At 65.8% G+C, this 22781-nt stretch carries 20 protein-coding genes and 1 tRNA gene; 13 read left to right on the top strand and 8 right to left on the bottom strand.

Going from position 1 to position 22781, the window contains the following annotated elements:
- The first annotated feature begins 39 nt into the window (after positions 1-39).
- From WS49_RS18145 to WS49_RS18175, 7 genes are all read left to right on the top strand, one after another.
- Positions 40-837: an ABC transporter ATP-binding protein gene (locus WS49_RS18145; protein WP_059531344.1), complete on the top strand. Its 798-nt coding sequence runs from the start codon at positions 40-42 to the stop codon at positions 835-837.
- A gap of 24 nt (positions 838-861) precedes the next feature.
- A complete protein-coding gene (locus tag WS49_RS18150; protein ID WP_107938093.1) occupies positions 862-1719 on the top strand; it encodes an ABC transporter permease in 858 nt (285 codons plus the stop codon).
- 73 nt (positions 1720-1792) lie between these two features.
- Entirely contained in the window at positions 1793-3160 is a 1368-nt protein-coding gene (locus WS49_RS18155; protein ID WP_059531347.1) for a sensor histidine kinase, read from the top strand.
- A 12-nt stretch (positions 3161-3172) separates the two neighbouring features.
- Positions 3173-3850 carry a response regulator gene (locus WS49_RS18160; protein WP_059531350.1) on the top strand — a complete coding sequence of 226 codons (678 nt, stop codon included), beginning with the start codon at positions 3173-3175 and terminating at the stop codon, positions 3848-3850.
- Between the two features lie 249 nt (positions 3851-4099).
- Positions 4100-5230, top strand: coding sequence for a porin (locus WS49_RS18165; RefSeq protein ID WP_059531353.1), 1131 nt, complete (start codon positions 4100-4102; stop codon positions 5228-5230).
- 349 nt (positions 5231-5579) lie between these two features.
- Positions 5580-7586 (top strand): site-specific DNA-methyltransferase, encoded by a 2007-nt coding sequence (locus WS49_RS18170; protein ID WP_257127693.1) that lies wholly within the window; start codon positions 5580-5582, stop codon positions 7584-7586.
- A complete protein-coding gene (locus WS49_RS18175; protein ID WP_059531359.1) occupies positions 7586-10621 on the top strand; it encodes a type III restriction-modification system endonuclease in 3036 nt (1011 codons plus the stop codon). Before WS49_RS18170 ends, WS49_RS18175 begins: the two co-directional genes overlap by 1 nt.
- Positions 10622-10848: 227 nt before the next feature.
- Here the strand turns inward: WS49_RS18175 and WS49_RS18180 are convergent, their stop codons facing one another.
- The 5 genes from WS49_RS18180 to egtB form a co-directional block, all read right to left on the bottom strand.
- Complete coding sequence (locus tag WS49_RS18180; protein ID WP_059531362.1) at positions 10849-11223, bottom strand: hypothetical protein; 375 nt, start codon at positions 11221-11223, stop codon at positions 10849-10851.
- Positions 11224-11455: 232 nt separating this feature from the next.
- Positions 11456-11710 carry a hypothetical protein gene (locus WS49_RS18185; protein WP_059531365.1) on the bottom strand — a complete coding sequence of 85 codons (255 nt, stop codon included), beginning with the start codon at positions 11708-11710 and terminating at the stop codon, positions 11456-11458.
- Positions 11711-11766: 56 nt separating this feature from the next.
- Positions 11767-12069, bottom strand: coding sequence for a hypothetical protein (locus tag WS49_RS18190; protein ID WP_059531368.1), 303 nt, complete (start codon positions 12067-12069; stop codon positions 11767-11769).
- A gap of 249 nt (positions 12070-12318) precedes the next feature.
- Positions 12319-13332 carry an L-histidine N(alpha)-methyltransferase gene (gene egtD / locus WS49_RS18195; protein WP_059531371.1) on the bottom strand — a complete coding sequence of 338 codons (1014 nt, stop codon included), beginning with the start codon at positions 13330-13332 and terminating at the stop codon, positions 12319-12321.
- Positions 13316-14545, bottom strand: a complete 1230-nt coding sequence (egtB, locus tag WS49_RS18200; RefSeq protein WP_059531374.1) for an ergothioneine biosynthesis protein EgtB — start codon at positions 14543-14545, stop codon at positions 13316-13318. The genes egtD and egtB overlap by 17 nt, the downstream gene beginning before the upstream one ends.
- A 583-nt stretch (positions 14546-15128) precedes the next feature.
- Between egtB and WS49_RS18205 the strand changes: the two genes are divergently transcribed.
- Positions 15129-15605, top strand: coding sequence for a carboxymuconolactone decarboxylase family protein (locus WS49_RS18205; protein WP_059531377.1), 477 nt, complete (start codon positions 15129-15131; stop codon positions 15603-15605).
- Positions 15605-16486, top strand: coding sequence for a sigma-70 family RNA polymerase sigma factor (locus WS49_RS18210; RefSeq protein WP_059531379.1), 882 nt, complete (start codon positions 15605-15607; stop codon positions 16484-16486). The genes WS49_RS18205 and WS49_RS18210 overlap by 1 nt, the downstream gene beginning before the upstream one ends.
- 210 nt (positions 16487-16696) lie before the next feature.
- Here WS49_RS18210 and WS49_RS18215 read toward each other — a convergent pair.
- Positions 16697-16773 (bottom strand) — tRNA-Val (locus WS49_RS18215).
- Between the two features lie 694 nt (positions 16774-17467).
- On the opposite strand from WS49_RS18215, the gene WS49_RS18220 reads away from it, so the two are divergent.
- Together WS49_RS18220 and WS49_RS18225 are read left to right on the top strand one after the other, a co-directional pair.
- Complete coding sequence (locus WS49_RS18220) at positions 17468-18379, top strand: Imm72 family immunity protein (protein WP_059531381.1); 912 nt, start codon at positions 17468-17470, stop codon at positions 18377-18379.
- The gene (locus WS49_RS18225) at positions 18370-18693 is read left to right on the top strand and encodes a hypothetical protein (protein WP_059531384.1); all 324 of its coding nucleotides are present in this window, start codon (positions 18370-18372) and stop codon (positions 18691-18693) included. The genes WS49_RS18220 and WS49_RS18225 overlap by 10 nt, the downstream gene beginning before the upstream one ends.
- Positions 18694-19326: 633 nt before the next feature.
- Here WS49_RS18225 and WS49_RS18230 read toward each other — a convergent pair.
- Together WS49_RS18230 and WS49_RS18235 are read right to left on the bottom strand one after the other, a co-directional pair.
- Positions 19327-20088, bottom strand: coding sequence for an anti-sigma factor family protein (locus WS49_RS18230; RefSeq protein WP_059531388.1), 762 nt, complete (start codon positions 20086-20088; stop codon positions 19327-19329).
- Positions 20085-20603, bottom strand: coding sequence for a sigma-70 family RNA polymerase sigma factor (locus tag WS49_RS18235; protein WP_059531391.1), 519 nt, complete (start codon positions 20601-20603; stop codon positions 20085-20087). Before WS49_RS18235 ends, WS49_RS18230 begins: the two co-directional genes overlap by 4 nt.
- A gap of 157 nt (positions 20604-20760) precedes the next feature.
- On the opposite strand from WS49_RS18235, the gene WS49_RS18240 reads away from it, so the two are divergent.
- Together WS49_RS18240 and WS49_RS18245 are read left to right on the top strand one after the other, a co-directional pair.
- Positions 20761-21849, top strand: a complete 1089-nt coding sequence (locus tag WS49_RS18240; RefSeq protein ID WP_059531394.1) for a catalase family peroxidase — start codon at positions 20761-20763, stop codon at positions 21847-21849.
- Positions 21846-22379, top strand: a complete 534-nt coding sequence (locus WS49_RS18245) for a cytochrome b (RefSeq protein WP_059531397.1) — start codon at positions 21846-21848, stop codon at positions 22377-22379. The genes WS49_RS18240 and WS49_RS18245 overlap by 4 nt, the downstream gene beginning before the upstream one ends.
- Positions 22380-22781: the final 402 nt, after the last annotated feature.

The following is a 22781-nucleotide window of genomic DNA, read 5'->3' on the forward strand; positions in this document are numbered from 1 at the left end:
CCACGATGCGGCGCCCTCCTCACCCGCAGGACGAATGCGATGAATCAGGCAGTTTCCCCGAGCACACCGGCGATCGAGTTTCGCAATGTGTCGTGCCGCTTCATTTCGCCGGAAGGCAAGGCCACCGTCGCGCTGCGCGACTTCAGCATGAACGTCGCGCGCGGCGAGTTCATCGCGATCGTCGGGCCGACCGGCTGCGGCAAGTCGACCACGCTGAACCTCATCACCGGCCTGCTCAAGCCGGCGTCGGGCGAGGTACGCGTGATGGGCCGCCCGGTCGACGGGATCGACCCGCGCATCGGCTTCGTGTTCCAGGCCGACGCGGTATTCCCGTGGCGCAACGTGATCGACAACGTCGCGGCGGGCCCGCTGTTTCGCGGCCGCTCGAAGGACGTCGCGTACGCGCAGGCCGAGGAATGGATCCGCAAGGTCGGCCTCGACAAGTTCACGAAGCACTACCCGCATCAGCTCTCCGGCGGGATGCGCAAGCGCGTCGCGCTCGCGCAGACCTTCATCAACCAGCCGGAAATCCTGCTGATGGACGAGCCGTTCTCGGCGCTCGACATGCAGACGCGCACGCTGATGCAGGACGAGCTGCTGCAGTTGTGGTCCGCGAACAAGGGCTCGGTCGTGTTCGTCACGCACGACCTCGAGGAGGCGATCGCGCTCGCCGACCGCGTGTTCGTGCTGACCGCACGCCCCGCGACGCTCAAGCGCGTGTACGAGATCGACCTGCCGCGCCCGCGCGTCACGTCGGAGATTCGCTACGACACGCGCTTCATCGAAATTTCCAAGGACATCTGGCACGACCTGCGCGAAGAAGTGCAGATCGGCTGACAGCAGCAAGGACAGGACAGGAGCATGACCGATATGACGCTTCCCCCCACCGCCATTCCGGCAACGTCGCTCGAGGACGAGTCGCGCGCCGCTCAAACCCGGCTGCGCCGCCGCCGGCAACTGATCATCGGCCTGCGGATCGCCGTGCTCGTCGTCGTGCTGGGCGGCTGGGAACTCGCCGCGCGGCTCAAGTGGATCGATTCGTTCTTCTTCTCGCAGCCGACGCTGATCTTCGCGCAGATCCAGGACTGGTTCGTCAACGGCACGTCGCAGGGGCCGCTGCTCACGCAGGTCTGGGTGACGCTCGAGGAAACCACGATCGGCTTCCTGATCGGCTCGGTCGCCGGCGTGATCTGCGGGATCGTGCTCGGCCGCAACAAGCTGATGGCCGACGTGTTCGGCCTGTACATCCAGATCGCGAACTCGATCCCGCGCGTCGTGCTGGGCTCGGTGTTCGTGATCGCGCTCGGCCTCGGGATGGCATCGAAGATCGCGCTGGCCGTCGTGATGGTGTTCTTCGTCGTGTTCGGCAACGCGTTCCAGGGCGTGCGCGAAGCCGACCGCTACCTGATCGCGAACGCGCAGATCCTCGGCGCGTCGCGCCGGCAGATCACCACGTCGGTCGTGATCCCGTCCGCGCTCTCGTGGATTCTCGCGAGCCTGCACGTGAGCTTCGGCTTCGCGCTGGTCGGTGCGGTCGTCGGCGAATTCCTGGGTTCCAAGCAGGGCATCGGCCTGCTAATCTCCACCGCCCAGGGCGCGTTCAACGCGAGCGGCGTGTTCGCGGCGATGATCGTGCTGGCCGTGGTCGCGCTGGCCGCCGACTATCTGCTGACTTGGCTCGAGAAGCGTCTGCTCAAGTGGCGCCCCGCCGCGTTCTGAGCAGCGCACGCATCGGATCACACGCCCGAACCGCGCCGGTTGCCCCGGCGCGGTTCGGCATTGAGGAGAAGGAATGGCGCACAGCCTGCGCGGGCGGCTCTTGTGGTGGCTGCTGCTGCCGCTCGCGGTGTTCGTGCTGATCGCGGGCGCGATGTCGTACGACACAGCGCGGACCACGGCCGGGCTCGTGCAGGACAGCGCGCTCGTCGCGTCCGCGCGCACGATCGGCGAGGACGTCGAATGGCGCGACGGCTATCTCGCGGCCGACGTGCCGCCTGCCGCGCTGGAGATCTTCGAGTCGCCGTCGGCTGATTCGGTCTACTACAAGGTGATCGACAGCCGCGAGCGGCTGCTCGCCGGCAATCCGGCGCTCGCCCTGCCCGAGCGGCACGGCATCGAGCCGACGCTGTACGACACGACGCTCGACGACGTGCCGCTGCGCGCGGTGGTCTACGACCGCCAGCTGTACAACGAGGGCAAGATCGAGACGGTCACGGTGATCGTCGCGAAAACGACGCGCTCGCACGATGCGATGGTCGCGACGATCTGGCGGCCGCAGCTCGTGCGCCTGTCGCTGATGCTGGTGCTCGCGGTCGTGCTCGTCTATCTCGGCCTCACGCTCGAGCTGCGCCCGCTGATGAAGCTGAAGGACGACGTCGCCGACCGCGGGCCGATGGAGCTGGAGCCGATTCGCCCGGAGCGGCTCCAGCACGAGCTGCGGCCGATCGTCGACGCGATCAACCAGTGCATCGCGCGGCTCAATACGCACACGGCCACGCAGCGCCGCTTCATCGCCGACGCCGCGCACCAGTTGCGCACGCCGATCGCCGTGCTCGATACGCAGATCCAGTACGCGCGGCAGCGCGAGCACAACGACGGGGAACTCGCGTCGGTGCTCGACAGCATGCAGCGCAGCAGCCGCAAGATGGCCGACGTGACCGACAAGCTGCTGCTGCTCGCGCACGCGGAAGCGACGCCGTCGACGCTGCTCACGCATCGCGTCGATCTCGCCGCCGTCGTATCGAGCGTGTTGGAGGAAACGATCGTGCTCGCGCAGCAGCGCGACATCGACCTCGGCGCCGATCTCGGCGAACGGCTCGACGTCGCGGGCAGCGACAGCCTGCTGACCGCGCTGGTGATGAACCTCGTCGACAACGCGGTGCGCTATACGCAACCGGGCGGCTGCGTGACGGTCGCCGCGCAGCGCGACGGCGACGCCGTCGTGCTCGACGTGGTCGACAACGGCCCCGGCATTCCGGCCGAAGCGCGGCCGCACGTGTTCAAGCGGTTCTACCGCGTGTCGGCCGACACCGAAGGCTCGGGCCTGGGCCTCGCGATCGTCCGCGAGATCGCGCAGGCGCACGGCGGCAGCGCGTCGCTCGCACCGGGGCCCGGCAATCGCGGTATCGTCGTGACCGTGCGGCTGCCCGCATACGCCTGAAGAGAAGTCGCCATGAAACTCCTGCTGGTCGAAGACAACGCCGAACTCGCGCACTGGATCGTGAACCTGCTGCGCGGCGAGGATTTCGCGGTCGACTGCGTCGGCGACGGCGAACGCGCGGACACGGTACTGAAGACCGAACGCTACGACGCGGTGCTGCTCGACATGCGGCTGCCCGGCATCAGCGGCAAGGAAGTGCTCGCGCGATTGCGGCGCCGCAACGACAACGTGCCGGTGCTGATGCTGACCGCGCACGGCTCGGTCGACGACAAGGTCGACTGCTTCGGCGCGGGTGCCGACGACTACGTGGTCAAGCCGTTCGAATCGCGCGAACTGGTCGCGCGGATCCGCGCGCTGATCCGCCGGCAGGCCGGTGTGGGCACGACGCAGCTCGTATGCGGCGATCTCGTCTATGCGTTCGGCACGCGCGAATTCCGTTGCGGCGACGCGGTGCTCGCGCTGCGCCGCCGCGAGCATGCGATTCTCGAAACGCTGATGCTGCAGCAAAACAAGACGGTATCGAAGGCGCGGCTGATGGACAGCGTGTTCGCCCTCGACGACGAACCGAGCGCGGATGCGATCGACATCTATATCCACCGGCTGCGCAAGCATCTCGCGGGCAGCACGGCCGAAATCATCACGCTGCGCGGGCTCGGCTACATCCTGCGCGAGAAGAACGCGCAGGACTGACGGCCCCGCCTCCGGCGTCGATTCGTAGCACGTAACGTCTTCGCAGCCCGCGGGCCGCCTGCCCGATTCGCGATTGTTGCGCGTTCGGTGTTTTCACCGATCCGATTCTTTCCTCCGGGAAAGCGGCGTGAAGGATTCCACCCTCTACGATGCTACATGTCGGCCCCCTCGCTGTGGTCGGCAACAGCTGGCATACATTACGTACTGCCAACAAACAGATTTCAATGCGGCAGCTCGGAGGAGACGATCTTGAAACGAAAAACCCTTGCCCTTTCCATCGCGGCGGCAGGCCTGTGCGCCGGCACCCAGGCGCACGCGCAGTCGAGCGTGCAGCTCTATGGCCTGATGGACCTGAGCTTTCCGACCTACCGGACCCACGCCGACGCGAACGGCAATCATGTGATCGGCATGGGCAACGAGGGCGAACCGTGGTTCAGCGGCAGCCGCTGGGGCCTGCGAGGCGCCGAGGACATCGGCGGCGGCACGAAGATCATCTTCCGCCTCGAAAGCGAATTCGTGGTCGCGAACGGCCAGATGGAAGACGAAGGCCAGATCTTCGACCGCGACGCGTGGGTTGGCGTCGAGGACGAGCGCTTCGGCAAGCTGACGGCCGGCTTCCAGAATACGATCGCGCGCGACGCATCGGCGATCTACGGCGACGCGTACGGTTCCGCGAAGCTCACGACCGAGGAAGGCGGCTGGACCAACTCGAACAACTTCAAGCAGATGATCTTCTACGCGGCCGGCCCGACCGGCACGCGCTACAACAACGGCCTCGCGTGGAAGAAGCTGTTCAGCAACGGCATCTTCGCGAGCGCCGGCTACCAGTTCAGCAACTCGACCTCGTTCGCGACCGGCTCCGCATACCAGGTCGCGCTCGGCTACAACGGCGGGCCGTTCGCCGTGTCGGGCTTCTACAACCACGTGAACCACAACGGCTTCAGGAACCAGACGTTCTCGGTCGGCGGCGACTACTCGTTCAGCATCGTGCGCCTGAATGCCGGCTACTTCCGCTACAACGGCGACCAGGGCTCGCTCGGCCAGCGCCACGACGATTCGTGGACCGTGTCGATGAAGATCGCGCCGAAGGGCGCGCTCGATTACGAGCTCGGTTATCAGCAGATGCGCGTCAAGAACGCCGCGTACAACGCCGACGGCTTCACGCCGAACGCGAACCTCGGCGCATTCAGCCTGACCAATGGCGTCGGCAACGGCTTCAAGGAGACGATCTACGGGTCGGTGTTCTACCACCTGAGCAAGCGCACCGAGGTGTATCTGGCCGGCGACTATATGAAGCTGCATGGCGGCTACAAGGTGTCGTCGACGTTCGGCGCGAAGAACCAGCTCGAACTGACCTCGGGCATCCGCACGCGCTTCTGACCCCGCGGCCGGGGCGCGCCGCGCCCCGCCGTGCACTTCGTTCGGGATTCTCCATGCGGGCACGCCGGCGCATTGCGCCGACCGTGCCCTTTTTTTCGTCGTTTTTCGGCCCGTGCGGGGCCCCCGCGACACGGCGGTCGGCCGGCGCCGCGACAACCGGCCCGAAGCCGCTTGCGGCCCACGGGACGGGCGATCGCGGCCGATGCACGCACGATCGCCTCACATCGGTGCTTGACCTGCGCCGACCGACTCGCTAGCGTTTCGGGTTTGCCCGGGTGGCCATTGCCGCCGGTGCCGTGAGTGCGCCCGACGTCCTGGCGCACGCGGCCGGGCTCCGATGGAAAAAACGATGCAGAAACTCGATGCGGCGAGCCCGCAGGCGATGTCGACGGATTTCACCGCCGACAACGTCGCGCGCCTGAAGGCGCTGTTCCCCGAACTCGTGACCGAAGGCCCGGACGGCGCGTCGGTCGACGTCGACGTGCTGAAGGCGCTGGTCGGCGAGCGCACCGTCGGCGACGCCGACGAGCGCTACGGCTTCCACTGGCACGGCAAGCGCAGCGCGCGCCAGGCCGCGCTCACGCCGTCGACGGGCACGCTGCGTCCGTGCCCCGGCGACAGCGTCGCGTGGGACGACACGCGCCATCTCGTGATCGAGGGCGACAACCTCGACGTGATGAAGCTGCTGCACAAGAGCTACGCGGGCAAGGTGAAGCTCGTCTACATCGACCCGCCGTACAACACTGGCAGCGATTTCGTCTATCCGGACGACTTCAGCGACAGCATCCGCCACTACCTGGCGATGACGGGCCAGACCGACGGCGGCGTGAAGCGCAGCACCAACACCGAGGCGAACGGCCGGTTCCACACCGACTGGCTGAACATGATGTATCCGCGCCTGAAGCTCGCGCACGCGCTGCTGTCCGACGAAGGGCTGATCGCCGTGCACATCGACGAGCATGAAGTGCACGCGCTCGTGCTGATGCTGCGCGAGATCTTCGGCGAGGAGAACGAGCTCGGCGTCGCCGTGTGGGACAAGCGCAACCCGAAAGGCGATGCGCGCGGCGTCGCGTACCAGCACGAATCGCTGGTGCTGTTCGCGCGCAACGCCGAGACGCTGCTCGAGCAGGCGCCGCTGAAGCGCCCGAAGCGCAACGCGCAGCGCATGCTGGATGCCGCGCACGACGCGGTGTACCGCAGCGGCAACGCGAAGGACGCGCAAAAGGCCTACCGCGCGTGGATGAAGGCGCAGACCAACCTGTCGGGCGGCGAGGTGATGTACGACCGGCTGTCGGCCGACGGGCGCGTGTACCGCCTCGTGTCGATGGCGTGGCCGAACAAGAAGAAGGCGCCGGAAGAGTATTTCACGCCGCTGATCCACCCGGTCACCGGCAAGCCGTGCGCGATGCCGGCGCGCGGCTGGCGCAACCCGCCCGCGACGATGCAGGCGCTGATCGAGCGCGGCCAGATCGAATTCGGTCCGGACGAAACCACGCAGCCGCAGCGGATCTACTACCTCGACGAGAACATGTACGAGAACGTGCCGTCGGTGCTGCCGTTCGCCGGCTCCGACGACGCGCTGCTGAAGACGCTCGGCATCCCGTTCGACCAGCCGAAGCCGGTCGATTTCGCGGCGGCCGTGATCGGCTGGTGCACGCGCGGCGACGACATCGTGCTCGACTGCTTCGCCGGCTCCGGCTCGACCGGCCACGCGGTGATGCAGGTGAACGCGACCGACGGCGGCGCGCGCCGCTACATCCTCGTGCAGCTGCCCGAGGCGCTCGACCGCCGCGACAAGACGCAGCTGGCGGCCGCCGATTTCTGCGCGAAGCTGAAGAAGCCGCTGACGCTCGCGGAAATCACGAAGGAGCGCCTGCGCCGCACCGCGCAGCAGGTCGCGCGCGACTATCCGGAAAGCTATGGCGACCTCGGTTTCCGCGTGTACCGGCTCGACACGACCAACGTGATCGAGTGGGACCCGCGCCGCGACGACTTCGACCACGCGCTCTTCGCGTCCGTCGAGCACGTGAAGACCGGCCGCAGCGAGGACGACCTGCTCGCCGAGCTGACGCTGAAGCTCGGCCTCGACCTGTGCACGCCGGTCGGGCATCACCAGGTCGCGGGCAAGACCGTGCACCTGATCGGCCGCTCGATCGTCGCGTGCTTCGATGCGCGCATTTCGCGCGACGACGCGGGCCCGCTCGCCGACGGCATCGTCGAGCTGCTCGACGCGACCGGCGCGACGCGCGACGTCACGTGCCTGTTCCGCGACAGCGGCTTCGTCGACGACGTCGCGAAGCTCAATCTCGCCGCGCTGCTCGAACAGCACGGCGTGAAGCGCGTGCGGAGCCTGTGATGCGGCTGCATTTCGAAGCGGATCTCGACTATCAGCGCGAGGCGATCGACGCCGTCTGCGACCTGTTTCGCGGCCAGGAATCGTATCGCGGCGACTTCAGCGTGCTCGCGAACGCCGCGCCCGGCACGACGGCCGCCGCGCAAGGCTCGCTCGGCTTCGCGGTGTCGGAGCAAGGCGTCGGCAACCGGCTGTCGCTGACCGACGACGCGCTCGCGCGCAATCTCGCCGACGTGCAGTTGCGCGGCGGGCTGCCGCCGTCCGGCTTGCCCGGCTCGCGCGACTTCACCGTCGAGATGGAGACCGGCACCGGCAAGACCTACGTGTATCTGCGCACGATCTTCGAGCTGAACCGCCGCTACGGCTTCACGAAGTTCGTGATCGTCGTGCCGTCGATCGCGATCAAGGAAGGCGTGCACAAGACGCTTTCGATCACCGAGGACCATTTCCGCGCGCTGTACGCGGGCGTGCCGTACGACTACTTTCTGTACGACTCCGCGAAGCTCGGCCAGGTGCGCCACTTCGCGGCGAGCGCGGCGATCCAGATCATGGTGATGACGGTCGCCGCGATCAACAAGAAAGAGATCAACAACCTCTACAAGGACAGCGAGAAGACCGGCGGCGAGAAGCCGATCGACCTGATCCGCGCGACGCGGCCGATCGTGATCGTCGACGAGCCGCAAAGCGTCGACGGCGGGCTCGAGGGGCGCGGGCGCGAAGCGCTCGCCGCGATGGCGCCGCTCTGCACGCTGCGCTATTCGGCGACGCACGTCGACCGCCACCACATGGTGTACCGGCTCGACGCGGTCGACGCGTACGAGCGCAAGCTCGTCAAGCAGATCGAGATCGCGTCGGCGATCGTCGAGGATGCGCACAACAAGCCGTACGTGCGGCTCGTCGGCGTGTCGAACCGGCGCGGCGCGATCAGCGCGCGCATCGAGCTCGACGTCGCGACCGCGGCCGGCGTGAAGCGCCAGATCGTGTCGGCGACCGACGGCGACGATCTCGAACGCCTGACCAGGCGCGCGCTGTACGCGGGGCTGCGAATCGGCGAGGTGCATGCGGTGAAGGGTGCCGAATACGTCGAGCTGCGCCATCCGGAAGGCGAGGCGTTCCTGTCGCTCGGCGAGGCGTTCGGCGACATCGACACGCTCGCCGTGCAGCGCGAGATGATCCGCCGCACGATCCGCGAGCATCTCGACAAGGAATTGCGCCTGGCCGAGCGCGGCGTGAAGGTGCTGTCGCTGTTCTTCGTCGATTCGGTCGAGCGCTATCGCCGCTACGACGAAAACGGGATGCCCGTGAAGGGCGACTACGCGTTGATCTTCGAAGAGGAATACGCGCGCGCGGCGCGCGTGCCGGCCTACCGCGCGCTGTTCGACGGCGTCGACGTCGCGCTCGAAGTCGAGCGCGCACATAACGGCTACTTCTCGATCGACCGCAAGGGCGGCTGGACCGACACGAGCGAAAGCAGCGCCGCGGCGCGCGAGAACGCGGAGCGCGCGTACGGCCTCATCATGCGCGAGAAGGAAGCGCTGCTGTCGTTCGACACGCCGCTGAAGTTCATCTTCTCGCATTCGGCGCTGAAGGAAGGCTGGGACAACCCGAACGTGTTCCAGATCTGCACGCTGCGCGACATCCAGACCGAACGCGAGCGTCGCCAGACGCTCGGCCGCGGGCTGCGCCTCGCGGTCGACCAGGACGGCGAACGCGTGCGCGACCCGGGCGTCAACACGCTCACCGTGATCGCGACCGAGCGCTACGAGTCGTTCGCGGAGAACCTGCAGAAGGAAATCGAGGCCGATACGGGCATTCGCTTCGGGATCGTCGAGGAACACCAGTTCGCGGCGCTGCCGGTGCAGGAAGGCGACGGGCCCGCGCACGCACTCGGCATCGAGCTGTCGCGCGTGCTGTGGACGCATCTGCATGAGCAGGGCTACGTCGACGCACAGGGCAAGGTGCTCGATCGGCTCAAGGATGCGCTGCGCCAGAGCGCGCTCGTGCTGCCCGTCGCGTTCGAGACGCTGCGCGCGCCGATCGTCGCGACGCTGCGCAAGCTGTCGGGCCGCTTCGCGGTGCGCAATGCGGACGAGCGTCGCGCGATCGCGTTGCGGCGCGATGCTTCGGGCAAGGCCGTCGTGTTCGGCGACGACTTCCGCGCGTTGTGGGACCGCATCCGCCATCGCACCGTGTACAGCGTCGAGTTCGACAACGCGAAGCTCGTGCGCGATTGCACGGCCGCGCTGCGCGACGCGCCGGACATCGCGCGCGCACGGCTGCAATGGCGCAAGGCCGAGATCGACATCGGCAAGGCCGGCATCGAGGCGATCGAGGTGGCGGGCGCCGGCACGGTGCTGATCGACGAAGGCGAGTTGCCGCTGCCTGACCTGCTCACCGAACTGCAGGACCGCACGCAGCTCACGCGCCGCTCGCTCGCGACGATCCTGGCCGACAGCGGCCGGCTCGACGATTTCCGCGTGAATCCGCAGCAGTTCATCGCGCTGGCCGCCGAGGCGATCAACCGCTGCAAGCGGCTTGCGCTAGTTGCGGGCATCGCGTACCGCAAGCTCGGCGAACGCCACGTGCATGCGCTCGAGTCGTTCGAAAGCGAGGCGCTGACCGGCTATCTGCGCAATCTGCGGCCCGATGCGCGGAAGTCGATCCACGAGGCCGTCGTGTGCGAGACCGACGCGGAGCGTGCGTTCGCCGATGCGCTCGAAGCGCACGACGGCGTGAAGCTGTACGCGAAGCTGCCCGCGTGGTTCCGCGTGCCGACGCCGCTCGGCAGCTATCACCCGGACTGGGCGGTGCTCGCGGAGCAGGACGGCGGCGAGCGGCTGTATTTCGTCGTCGATACGCCGAATGCCGACGGCGACGTGACGAGCGAGCACGAGCGCGCGAAGCTCGTGTGCGGCGAGGCGCATTTCCGTGCGCTGGTGGACGGCGGAGAGGCCGCGCGATTCGTGCGCGTCAGGCAGGCCGATGCGTTGTTCGAGCCGGTCACAGCCGTCGCGCCGCTGGCGGGCGCGGGACGCTGAAACGAAGGGCGGCGACGAGCCGCCCTTTTTTTCGTTTCATCGATCCGGCTGCGATGAATCCGCTTGTCATACGGATGAAAGCGATTCGTATCCTAGCGGGTTCGCGCGTGTGGTTACGGCTGGTTGCAAATCGGGGTCGATGCGATCGCGGTGCGCAGCACCTCCGTTTTCTCCCCGCAACGAAAAAGGGCGCCGAAGCGCCCTTTCTCCACATGCGTGCGCCGCAGTTACAGCGTGCGGCCGAATGCGTTGCGATGTGCGTGATGCGTGGATGTCGACGCATGCGCGGTATGGCCGTGCGTATGTGCGTGACCGTGACCCGGCTGCGTGCCTGCACGATCGGCGATCGTGTCGGAGCGGTCGGCTGCGCGTGCGAGGCCCTTGTCGCGGTCGCCCGCGTGCACGCTGTTCGAATTGCTCAGTGCTTCGCCGCTCATGTGGCCGGCGGACATGCCGCCCGCGTTGCCACCCATGCCGCCGGCACCGTGACCACCACCGTTGCCGCCACCACCACCATTGCCGCCGGCTGCCGCATTCGCGGAAACGGCACCGAGTGCGAGGAGCGCGGCGGCCAGTACGGACAGATATCGTTGCGTTTTCATTGTTTGCTCCCTGGAGCGTGTTCGAATGATTGCATTCTAGGAACTCGCGGTTTCCGCGCGACTCGACGTTGTAAATGATCGTAACGGTGCGCGAGATGCGCATTCGTCAGATCAATGTGCGACATGCCGGATGCGCGAGCGGACTGCGTGGCCGGCCGTCGTCGGACGAAGGGAGATGAAAGGCGGGAACGGCACCGTGGCACCGTCTCGCCGTTTCCGCCGTTGTGCGCGCTTACTGCGCCGGCTGCACGCCCTGCGCGGCGGCCTTGCGCTGCGCCGCCACCTCCTGCTCGTGCTTCTTCGCCATGTGGTGGCCGACGATGCAGCCACCGACCGCGCCGACCACGGCGTGATGTCCCGCGTAGTGGCCAGCGACGCCGCCCACCACCGCGCCCTTCATGCAGCCCGCCGCGTGCGCGCTGCCGATCGTTGCGAGCGCAACGACGGCGGCCGCCGCGCACGACCTGATGTGTCGAATGGGCATCATGCGATCACTCTCCTCTTGTCGTCGTGATCAGTATTCTCGTGAGCCGGTCGCCCGGTTCAGTTCCAGCGGCCGCGCCAGCCGTCGCCGTCACGCCAGGCGCGCTCGCGCCACTCGTGCTCGCGCCATTCACGGCGACGCCACTCGTGTTCACGCCATTGACGCGCACGCCAGTCGTCGTCGCGGTAACCCACCGGCGCGTACATCACCGGCGGAGGCGGCGCCACATAGACCGGCGCCGGCGCCTCATAAACGCCCGGCACACCGATCCCGACCGACAGGTCGACATGGGCCGATGCGACACCCGAAGCTGCCAGCGCCGCTACACCGAGAACTGCACCGAGGATAAGTTTCTTGCTCATTTCGCGACTCCCTGCACGTGTCGTGCGTCATGTGACTACGGTTCGGAGTCTAGGCACGGGGCGCCGACACAGGTGAAACCGGTCTGCGAGACCGGTAACGGACGTTTACGGGGAGGCGCAAAGCCTTGCAGGACAAGGGTGGCGGGCGATTCGACACGCCGTTGCGACGGCGCATCGAATCGGCCAAGGCGGGAATTTTTGCCGAAAAGCGCGCCGGCGACGCACGCCGTGCGCGCCGATCGAACGACGTCACGCGCGGATATCGTCGACGCTGCGCAGCCAGTGCACGCTGAACAGATTGTCCGCGTCGGTCCACACGGTGTCGGGCTCGAAGCCCGCCCGGCGCGCGATCGCATGGAAGCCGTCGATCGTGAACTTGTGCGAGTTCTCCGTGTGGATGTGCTCGCCCGCCTCGAAGCGGAATGCGTGGCCACGCACGTGCACCGCTTGCGCGATATCGCTGACGAGATGCATCTCGATGCGCTGCCGTTCCCGGTCGTAAAACGCGTAATGCGAGAACGCGTCGAGATCGAAGTCCGCGCCGAGCTCGGCGTTCGCACGGGCGAGCAGGTTCAGGTTGAACCGCGCGGTCACGCCTTGTGCGTCGTTGTACGCGCGATGCAGCGTGCGCGCGTCCTTCACGAGATCCACGCCGACCAGCAGGCCGCCGCCGCGCAACAGCCGCGCGGCGTCGCGCAGGAACGCGTCGGCTTCCTCCGGCGAGAAGTTGCCGATCGTCGAGCCGGGGAAGAAGCCGATGCGCCGGCGCGGTGTCTCCGTCAGTTCGGCCAGTTGCTCGGCCTTCGTGTAGTCGGCCGCGATCGGCGCGACGTCGAGCCACGGATACGCGGCACGCAGCCGCGCGGCGGCGCCGTGCAGGTAATCGGCCGAGATGTCGATCGGCACGTAGCGCGCCGGCGCGTTCGCGTAGTTGTCCGCACACGCGTCGAGCAGCACGCGGATCTTCTCGAGCGAGCCCGCGCCGAATTCGACGATGTCCGCATGCGGGCCGACGCGCCGCACGATCTCGGCCGCGCGATTGCGCAGGATGCCGAGTTCCGTGCGTGTCGGGTAGTACTCGGGCAACTCGCAGATGCGGTCGAACAACGCCGAGCCGGCCGCATCGTAGAAGTATTTCGGCGAAATGCTGCGCGGCGTGCGCGACAGTCCGTCGATCAGATCGCGCTCGAACGCGCTCGGCCGCGAATCGCGGGCGGGTTGCAGGCCACCGCTCGTGGCCGTCAGATCAGACGTCTCGCGCAAGTCGCACTCCCGTGAATTGCCAGCGCGCGGCCGGCGGAAAGAAATTGCGGTACGTCGGCCGTTCGTGCCCCGGCGGCGTCGCGATGCTGCTGCCGCGCAGGACCTGCTGGCCCACCATGAACTTGCCGTTGTATTCGGCGGCGACTCCCGCGAGCGGCCGAAAGCCCGGATACGGCTCGTAGGACGAACGCGTCCATTGCCACACGTGCCCGAGCATCTGCTGAATACCGTCCGCGCCGACTGCGGCTTCCCATTCGAATTCAGTCGGCAGGCGTGCGCCGGCCCACTCCGCGTACGCGGCCGCTTCGTAGAAGCTCACGTGACACACGGGCGCATCGGGCGCGAGCGGCTCCACGCCGTGCAGACCGAACGCGCGCCATGCGTGTACGGTTTCCGGCTCACCGTCGTCGTCGGAAATCCAGTAAGCGGGCCCGCGCCACCCTTCCCGCTGCACCGTCGCCCAGCCGTCCGACAACCAGTATTCAGGGCGTGCGTAGCCGCCGTCCGCGATGAAGGACGCGAATTCCGCATTCGTCACGAGACGGTTCGCGATCTCGAACGGACGCACGAGCGCCGTATGGCGCGGCCGTTCGTTGTCGAACGAGAACGTGTCGCCGTCGTGGCCGATCTCGACGAGTCCGCCCGGCTGTTGCAGCCAGCGCAACGGGCCGGCATCGCCCGCGGCCAGGGCCGCATGCCCGTCGGTGCCATTGCGCGGCCGGAACGCGGGCTTCAGCGGGTTGCACGAGAACGCATGCAGCATGTCCGTGACGATCAGCTCCTGATGCTGCTGTTCGTGATGCAGGCCGAGTTCGATCTCGGGCGCGATCGTGGCGAGCATCGTCGGATCGGCGCCGTCGAGCGCGCGCAGCATCGCGTCGTCGACGTACTGACGGTACGCATGCACCTCGTCGAGCGACGGACGCGTGAGCAGCCCGCGCTGCGGCCGCGGATGGCGCGGGCCGAGCGCTTCGTAATAGGAATTGAAGAGGAACTGGAACGCGTCGTCGAACGGCGCGTAACCGCGCACGCGGCGCATCAGTACGACGGTTTCGAAGAACCAGGTCGTATGCGCGAGATGCCATTTCACCGGACTCGCGTCGGGCATCGACTGCACGGCCTGGTCTTCGGCGGACAGCGTCGCCGTCAACGCGACGCTATGGGCGCGCACGTCCTGATAACGGCGCTGAAGCTGGGATGCAAGGAGGCTCATCGGTTTACCGTCCACGTCGCGATTCGCTGCGTTGCGTTGCCGGAAAAAGGAAAGCCTTGCGCTCGGATGCGCGCGGCTGACGTGCGACCTTCAATGCTGCGTCGTCGGGCAGCCGGCGCGCGCGCCGGGCCGCTGGTGCGGCGACACTTCATCTGCCCGTGCAGAACAGTATGGGCCAGAAATGTGAACGTCGCGAATCGGATTTCGGGCGAAACGAAGACGAAAGACAAATGAAAGCACTCGCGCTTCGAGCGGCGGCGGCGTAACAAACCGTCGATGCCCGTGATGGCGGGGCTGGGAGGTCGATCGCAAAGGGCATGCCTGCGCGTCGGCATTACCGTCGCCTCATGACAGCCGCGCGGCACGCATGAAAGGTCGACGACCGGGGCACACCGGAGGGACGGCGTCACGCAGTCGATATCGGCCCCGATCCGCACGTTGGCATCGCGGCCGTCGGTGCGATGTTCAACTGCCCTGCCCTCCGTGCGCTTCCCGGCTTTTGAAAAATTTTTCGCATCGATGTCACACGCGCGGGGGTCTCGCTCGTCATATCAACGGAACCCACACGAAAGGAGAAGGAACCATGACTGCGAAACTCAATCCGTTTGCCGCCACCCCCGCGCTGATGAAGAACTGGATGGCCGTATCGGTCGCCGCTGCCGGGAGCCTCGAGCCGACGCTGATCGAGCTGGTCAAGATCCGCGCGTCGCAGATCAACGCGTGTGCGAACTGCCTTAACATGCACACCGTCGAGGCGCGCGAGCAAGGCGAGACCGAGCAGCGCATCAACCTGCTGGCCGCGTGGCGCGAAGCGCCCTGCTACACCGACCGCGAACGCGCGGCGCTCGGCTGGACCGACGCGCTCACGCGGCTGTCGGAGGGCCATGGCGCGCACGAAGCCGCGTATGCGGCGCTGAACGACCACTTCAGCCAGGAGGAACAGGTGAAACTCACGGTGATGATCAACGTGATCAACGGCTGGAACCGGCTGGCCGTCGGCTTCGGGCTGTGGATCGATCCGGCTGAAGCGAAAGCCGCTGCCGCGAAAATGGTGGCCTGATGACGGACCTCGATCCGGCCGCGGGCAGCGCCGAAGACCAGGACGACGCTGCGGCGAGCTTCGATCCGCTGCGTCGCACGCTGATCCGCGTCGCGTACCGGATGCTCGGTTCCGTCGCGGACGCCGAGGACATCGTGCAGGAGGCGTTCATCCGCTGGATGGACGTCGATCGCACGGACGTGCGCGTGCCCGAGGCGTTCCTGCGACGCATGGTGATACGCATGTGCCTCGATCAGCTGAAGTCCGCGCGGCACCAGCGCGAGACGTATATCGGCCCGTGGCTGCCGGAGCCGGTCGTCGAGGAAGATGAACAGGAGGACGTCACGCTGCCGCTGATGCTCGCGCTCGAACGGCTCTCGCCGCTCGAACGCGCGGCGTTTCTTCTGCACGACGTGTTCGGCCTCGAATTCGACGAGATCGCGACGACGATCCAGCGTGACCCGGCCGCATGCCGGCAGCTTGCGGCGCGGGCGCGCACGCATGTACGCGAGGCGCGGCCGCGGTTTCATGTCGAGAAGCTGCGCGGGATCGAGCTGGCCGAGGCGTTCTTCGCGGCGTCACGCAGCGGCGACATGCGTGCGCTCGGTGCGATGCTCGCCGAGGACGTGAGCCTGCATTCGGACGGCGGCGGCAAGCGCTCGGCCGCGGGCAAGCCGGTGTTCGGCTTCGAGCGTGTGATGAAGGTGCACGAATACCTGGCCGGGCTGTTCGCCACGCATGCGTCGACGCTCGTGCGTGCCGGGTTCGTCAACGGGTTGCCGGGTTTCGTCACGCTGGAGGCCGACGGCGAGTTGCAGACCACGGCGCTCGAGATCGAAGACGGGAAGATCGTCGCGATCTATGTCGTGCGGAATCCTGACAAGTTGAAGCATCTGCATTGATGCTTGACGAGCGGGGGCTTTGCGCCCTGCCTTGTCGATTGCTGGCCGCCAGTCGCGCATGTATCGCACATGGAGCGTCGCGCGCGTGCATGCGCTATTTCGACCGCAAAAAGAAAAACGCCACGCGATGTTGCCGCGTGGCGTTCGTATGTTGGCGAGCCGGATTGCCCGTAGGCAATGCGTACTGCCAGACCCCTTCATTTTGTTCGTTGGTAGGCTCGATTGGATTCGAACCAACGACCCCCACCATGTCAAGGTGGTGCTCTAACCAACTGAGCTACGAGCCTAAGAAGCCGCGAATTATAGAGAGGGTTTTGGAGGTGCGCAAGTCCCTTCGTGAAAATTTTTTGAATCGGGCGTGTTCGGGTGTCGATGATCGATGAAGTCTCGCGATGCCGGGCACGTTGGCTTCACTGCTTCGCCTCACAGCAAAACGTGTCGATGCGCTGTGACGTTATCCACATTGCCCTCTGCATAACCGTCCGGCAAGCCTCTGGATTCACAGTGGAACGATTGAGGATATGTCGGCGTGGCTGTGAATCGACGAAAAGTTGTTCTGTGCTTCACAGAGTTTTGCGTGTGTATCGCCGGTGGTTATGCGTTCCGATTCGTCTTGGAAATTCAGGGCGTTACGGGGGTTATCCACTGTGAGGCACCGAGCTTGTTAACTATCACTACGTATGTATACGAACTCTGTTAACACCTTTGGATAAGCACAGTCCATCGACTGTGATCCGGGCACGGCATGCACTTCGTCCGGCAGACGGAGCAATGGAAGTCGAAGCCTGTGACCAGCTCGAACGCTCGTGTCTGTAGAATCGCCGGGGTTCAGAATCGTTGTTGGTACAAGAGCGATTGAACATGAGGTTCGATCCCGACGATCGATGAAGGCACCCGTCAATGTGAGGCTGGTGACAGGTATTGCTGGCTGCGCCGCAGGTGCATATGCCCGATGTGGCCGCAGTTGCACGAGGATCCGTTATGACAAACACGCCACAGTCACACGACATGACGGATGACACGACGCGGCGCAGGATCGTCTGGCTGCTTCAACGCCTGACCAGCTTTTCGCTCTGGAAGCGCAAGCGTGATGCGTTTGCGATCTTCGCGAATGAATATGAGAGCGCTGTGAAGAACCAGTCCGCGGATGATCCGGAGCCCATGCCGGCAAATAATCTGCCGATGATCTTCGAGATCCTTGCGGCCTACGATCGAGGGTTGTCCGAGCTGGCCCGAGGGCACCGGTTCGTCTGGCGGCGCGGTGAGCCGCTGCAATATGCGGTTGCTCGGTACAACCATCTGAATGCGTATTTCTTCCCTCATCCGGATTACTGGGATCGGGGTGCGCAGATTGCCCCGTACCCGCCGAAGGTCGATGCGCTTGTTCGACTGCTGCACGCATCGGAATACCAGATGGAGTATGCGCCGTTCGAGCCGGGATATACCGACCTCGCACAACTGTGCTCGGTTGGGCTGCTGCTTTCACCGCATGCATACGAACACAGCTTCTACACGCTGCCGTATCCGGTGTTTCCGGAGGACTTGCAGGAGATTCCGGAACCAGTCGGCGTGATGATCAAGTCCGGCGATAAAGTGCCTTGCGACGGCATCTGGGAACCCGTTACCGTCGAGCGATCGAAGTGGCTTGGCATCGTGCCGGTGGGCGGTTGCCGCGTATTCCCGAACAGGGGGTGCTTCAATTACCTGGGCAGAGGAACGCGAGCGCCGAAGGTCAGAGATGCAATGGAGCTGGCCGTGCGCACGCGATGGCGCTTGCTGTGGGAAGACAGGCGTTACGTGGATGGCGTCATTCCCGACGAGTCGTCGTATTTTCTCGAGGCAGGCGCGAAGCCACCGGCAGTTTCGAGGAAACAGGTGACGCGATGCCGCTGATGAATTGCCCGTCCCACGGACATGTAGGCGGCGAGCTCGTGACGCGGACCGTATCCGACCTCATTAACGATCGCAGCAACTGGAAGGGCGGCCGTCGGATCGTCCCGCTGCTGCTCGTGCGGCACGAAATCGAGTATCCCGGCTACATGCTGGAATCCGAAGAGGCGAAAGTGCGCGAGCTGGGCGGTACGCACGAAGGAGGGGGTGTCTACCGCTTTAACGACGACGAGTCGATGGAAGCAGCCATCGGACTACTGACGGCAACGTGTGCTGATTGCTTAAGGGAATTGATGGCCTTGCAGAAAGAAGCGTAAGTTGAGCGCAATGTCTCAGGGGGACGGATGGCCAAGCTGAATTTCGGGACCATCCGCCGGTGTTCCGTCGATCTCGATACCGCGACGCTGCTCGGTCTGAAGGCTGCCTATTCGTGTCCCCGGAAACCGGCGAGATTCTCGGGGCTTACTCGACCAAGTGACGTTCGTGCCGCCGTAGCGCCCGATAGTTGCATGTGGACAACCGGCACGCAAAACAATCAGGAACGCTGTGCATCCCACCGGGCAACATTGATCTGAAGCGCCCGCGCGCATATGAACAACCCGAGAGCAGCCAAATCGAAATCCTGTGTACCAGCGCGGTGAGGGCGGCGTGGATATCCCGGCCCAAAGGCACTCGAAATGCTGTGTCCCCCAAAGGTGAGGGGTTCGACAAGAGATGGCATGCCAAGCTGTTGCGGCCGATGTGGATATCCCGCGCTGAAACGACGCCAAATCCTGTGACATCGAAAGCGAAGAAGGTGCGTCCATTCGCGATCGCATCGCGACGATGTTCACGATGTGGATAACCACCGCGAAAGCGAATCCAAACGCTGTGGACTCGAACGGTGAGCGTGAGCGCCATCAGACTGATCGAACCGCCTAGGCTGAATCGCAGGCAGCGCGTAACCCCGATCAAATCTGCTGATCGAGCGCCCGCACGACAGCCTGCTCCCCAAGATTATCCACCGGCCCGACCACCGCGAAGTTGAGCCCATTCACCGACCCATACCGCGCCAGCAACGACCCATCCACACGTTGCCCGGCTGGCAGCAGCCGATGTTTCGATTCCGCCGGTCGGAGATAGAAACTCAGTGTCCGCCCGGCGTCGTCCTCATAAAGCACCATCGCAGCCGTCGCGCCGCTGTCCGTCGTAAACAACCGCCCGCCAACCGGCCGGAACCCGGCCGCACTCAAATCCGGCAGCCTCGCCGACGCCCCCATGCGCCGGGTGAGCCACGTCTGCAAATCCTTCGCACTCGTCGGCCGGAAGTCCACCTTCGCGGTCTGATCGACCGCCATCATCCGGTAAGCCTCGACCGCATCGCTCATCGGCGCGATCGGCGGCGCCGCGTTCCACCCACGCGCTTGCCACCCGCCAAACGTCCCGAGCCCGATACAGAACACGAACGAAGCCGCCATCGCGAACCGCACCCGCGAGCGCTCCGCACGCTTCGCACGAAGCGCCGCCGGATCGAGCGCAGGATTTTCGCCAGGCATCCGCACGCTCTCGAGCGCGGCCCGCAACCGCTGCGCATCCATCTGCCATTGCTTCACCTGTTCCGCGCTTTCCGGATGCAGCGCGAGATATCGCTCGACCGCGGCGCGCGCATCGTCGTCGAGCTGGCCGTCGACATAGGCCTGGAGATCGTGTTCGTCGGGACGGAGCGTGTTCATTTCATCAAGCGGAGAGAAGGAGCGGGAAGCTCGCCGTCGCTGAGCTGGCGCAGTGCCCGGCGCGCGCGGGAGAGTCGCGACATCACGGTGCCGATCGGCACGTCGAGCAGGTCGGCGACTTCCTGATACGTGAAGCCCTCGACCGCGACGAGCAGCAGCAGGCTGCGCTGCTCGTCGGAGAGCCGGCCGAACGCTTCGAGCGTCGCGCGCGCGGTTGCCTCGCGTTCGGCGGACGGCCAGTGCGCTTCGTCGTCGTCGCGAATGCGGCCGAGCAGCCACGCGTAGCGCTTCGCGCTGCGTTTGCCGTCGAGAAACTGCCGGTAAAGGATCGTGAACAGCCAGCTGCGCAGCGAAGCGTCGTCGCGGCGGCTCGCCCAGCGCGACAGCGCGCGCTCGAGCGTCGACTGGACAAGATCGTCGGCCGCGTGGACGTCACGCGCCAGCCAGAGCGCGAAGCGTCGCAGCCTGGGGATGAGTTCGCGCAATGCGTCGTCGTCGGGGGCGTTTGAGGGCATGGCCGGGGCGCGAGCCGATAAGCGTGGAGATGCCGCGTAGGACGCCGGTCGGCGCCGCTTATTCCGTCAGCATACGAAAAATTTCTTGATGGAATAAAGCGGCGCGGGTGGCGTCCTACACGCGTTCGACAATGATCTGACGATCGGGAGTGCATCCATGAAGCAATCTTCCTCTTCTTCGCCGCCGCGCGAACCCGGGCGCGGGTGGTGGCGCTGGGCCGTGATCGGCGGCGCGGTGGCCGGCGTGGCCGTGGCCTTCGGGTATGTCGGCGGCTGGCTCGCGCCGGCGCGTCTGACCCCGCACCGGCTCGTCGACGCGCTGCAGACGGCCGGCGGCGAGCATCCGGGTTTCCGGCGCAATCACGCGAAGGGCGTGTGCGTGACCGGTTACTTCGAAGGCAACGGCGCCGCGAGCGCGTATTCCGTCGCGCCGTTCTTCGAGGCGGTGCGCACGCCCGTGGTCGGGCGCTTCGCGCTGCCGGGCGGGAATCCGTATGCGCCCGACAGCAGCGTGCCGATCCGCAGCCTCGCGCTGAAGCTCACCGCGCCGGACGGCCAGCAATGGCGGACCGGGATGAACGCGATGCCGGTGTTTCCGGTGGCGACGCCGAAGGCGTTCTACGCGCAGTTGCTGGCGACCCGGCCGGATCCGACGACGGGCAAGCCCGATCCGGCGAAGGTGAAGGCGTTTTTCGGCGCGCATCCGGAGACGGCTGCATTCCGCGCCTGGGTGAAGGGTGCGAAGCCGAGCGCGAGCTACGTCACCGAAAGCTATTACGGGCTGAACGCGTTCTACTTCGTCGATGCAGCCGGCAAGCGCCAGGCGGTGAGGTGGCGCGTCGTGCCGGAACAGACGACGGGCGCCGGCGACGTCGCGACGGCCGCGGATCCGAACGTGCTGCAGCAGGACCTGACGCGGCGCATCGCGGACGGCGCGCAGAAGTGGAAGTTGCTGGTCACGCTGGCGGAGCCCGGCGACCCGGTGGACGACGCGACGAAGACCTGGCCCGCGCAGCGTACGACGATCGACGCGGGGACGCTCGTGCTCGATCGCGTGGAGGCGCAGGACAGCGGGCCGTGCCGGGACGTGAATTACGACCCGACGGTGTTGCCGCAGGGGATTCAGGTGTCGGGGGATCCGTTGCTGGCGGCGCGGTCCGCGGCGTATGCGGATTCGTATCTGCGCCGGACGAGTGAAGAAGCCGGCGTGGCCGGCGCGGCGCGACTGAGTGCGGAGGGACGATGATGAAGGCGACGACGACGTTTAGCTTGCCGGCGAGGCTGCTGCATTGGGTGATGGCCGCGATGATCGTCGCGATGCTGTTCATCGGGGTGGGGATGGTGGCGTCGGTTTCGGGGCGGCACGATTTCCTGGTGGCGTTGCACAAGCCGCTGGGGATTGCCGTGTTGGCGCTGGTTTGCGTGCGTATCGTGGTGCGGTTCGTGTCGAAGCCGCCCGCGTTGCCCGAGGATCTGCCCTGGTGGCAGAAGGTTGCCGCGCATGGGTCGCATCTGGTGCTGTACGCGCTGATGCTCGCGATGCCGCTGATCGGGTGGGCGATGCTGTCGGCAGGCGGGTATCCGGTGACGCTGGGCGGTGGTGTGCAGCTGCCGGCGATTGTGTCGGCTGATCCGGTGACGTTCGCCTGGCTCAGGGTCGCGCATCGCGTGCTGGCCTATCTGTTCTTCTTGACGTTCCTCGCGCATTTCGCGGCGGCGCTGTATCACGGACTGATTCGGCGGGATGGGGTGGTGAGGGCGATGGTTGGGCGGTAATCGACGGAAGGTTGAGTTCGCTGCGGCGGGGCGGTTCACGGGCGACCGAGGCTGCTCCTGCCGTGTTGCTTATTTATGACCGCGGCTGCGGCTCAGCGGCTCCCGGCATAGCACGTCAAAAATATTTCACAAAGGGGGTTGCGGAGACTGGGGCGGGTGCTTAGAATCACGCCTCTTTCGCGCTAACGGAAACGCAGCGCGGGGGGAAGAAGGGAAGCGGTGCTGTTGAAGTCGGTTTTATCGACTCCAGTGCATACGAAATTAAACCGCAGTCGTCGCAACGAAGTAGTTAAAAAAGTTGTTGACGAGTTTTAAAAAACGGTTGATAATCTCGCTTCTCTGCTGCTGAAAACGCAGCGCTGCTGAGAAACTCCAGGTTTCTCGCAGAAATGCTCTTTAAAA

Origin of the sequence: Burkholderia sp. RF7-non_BP4 (genome assembly GCF_001521935.1) — a bacterium.
Lineage (GTDB): Bacteria > Pseudomonadota > Gammaproteobacteria > Burkholderiales > Burkholderiaceae > Burkholderia > Burkholderia diffusa.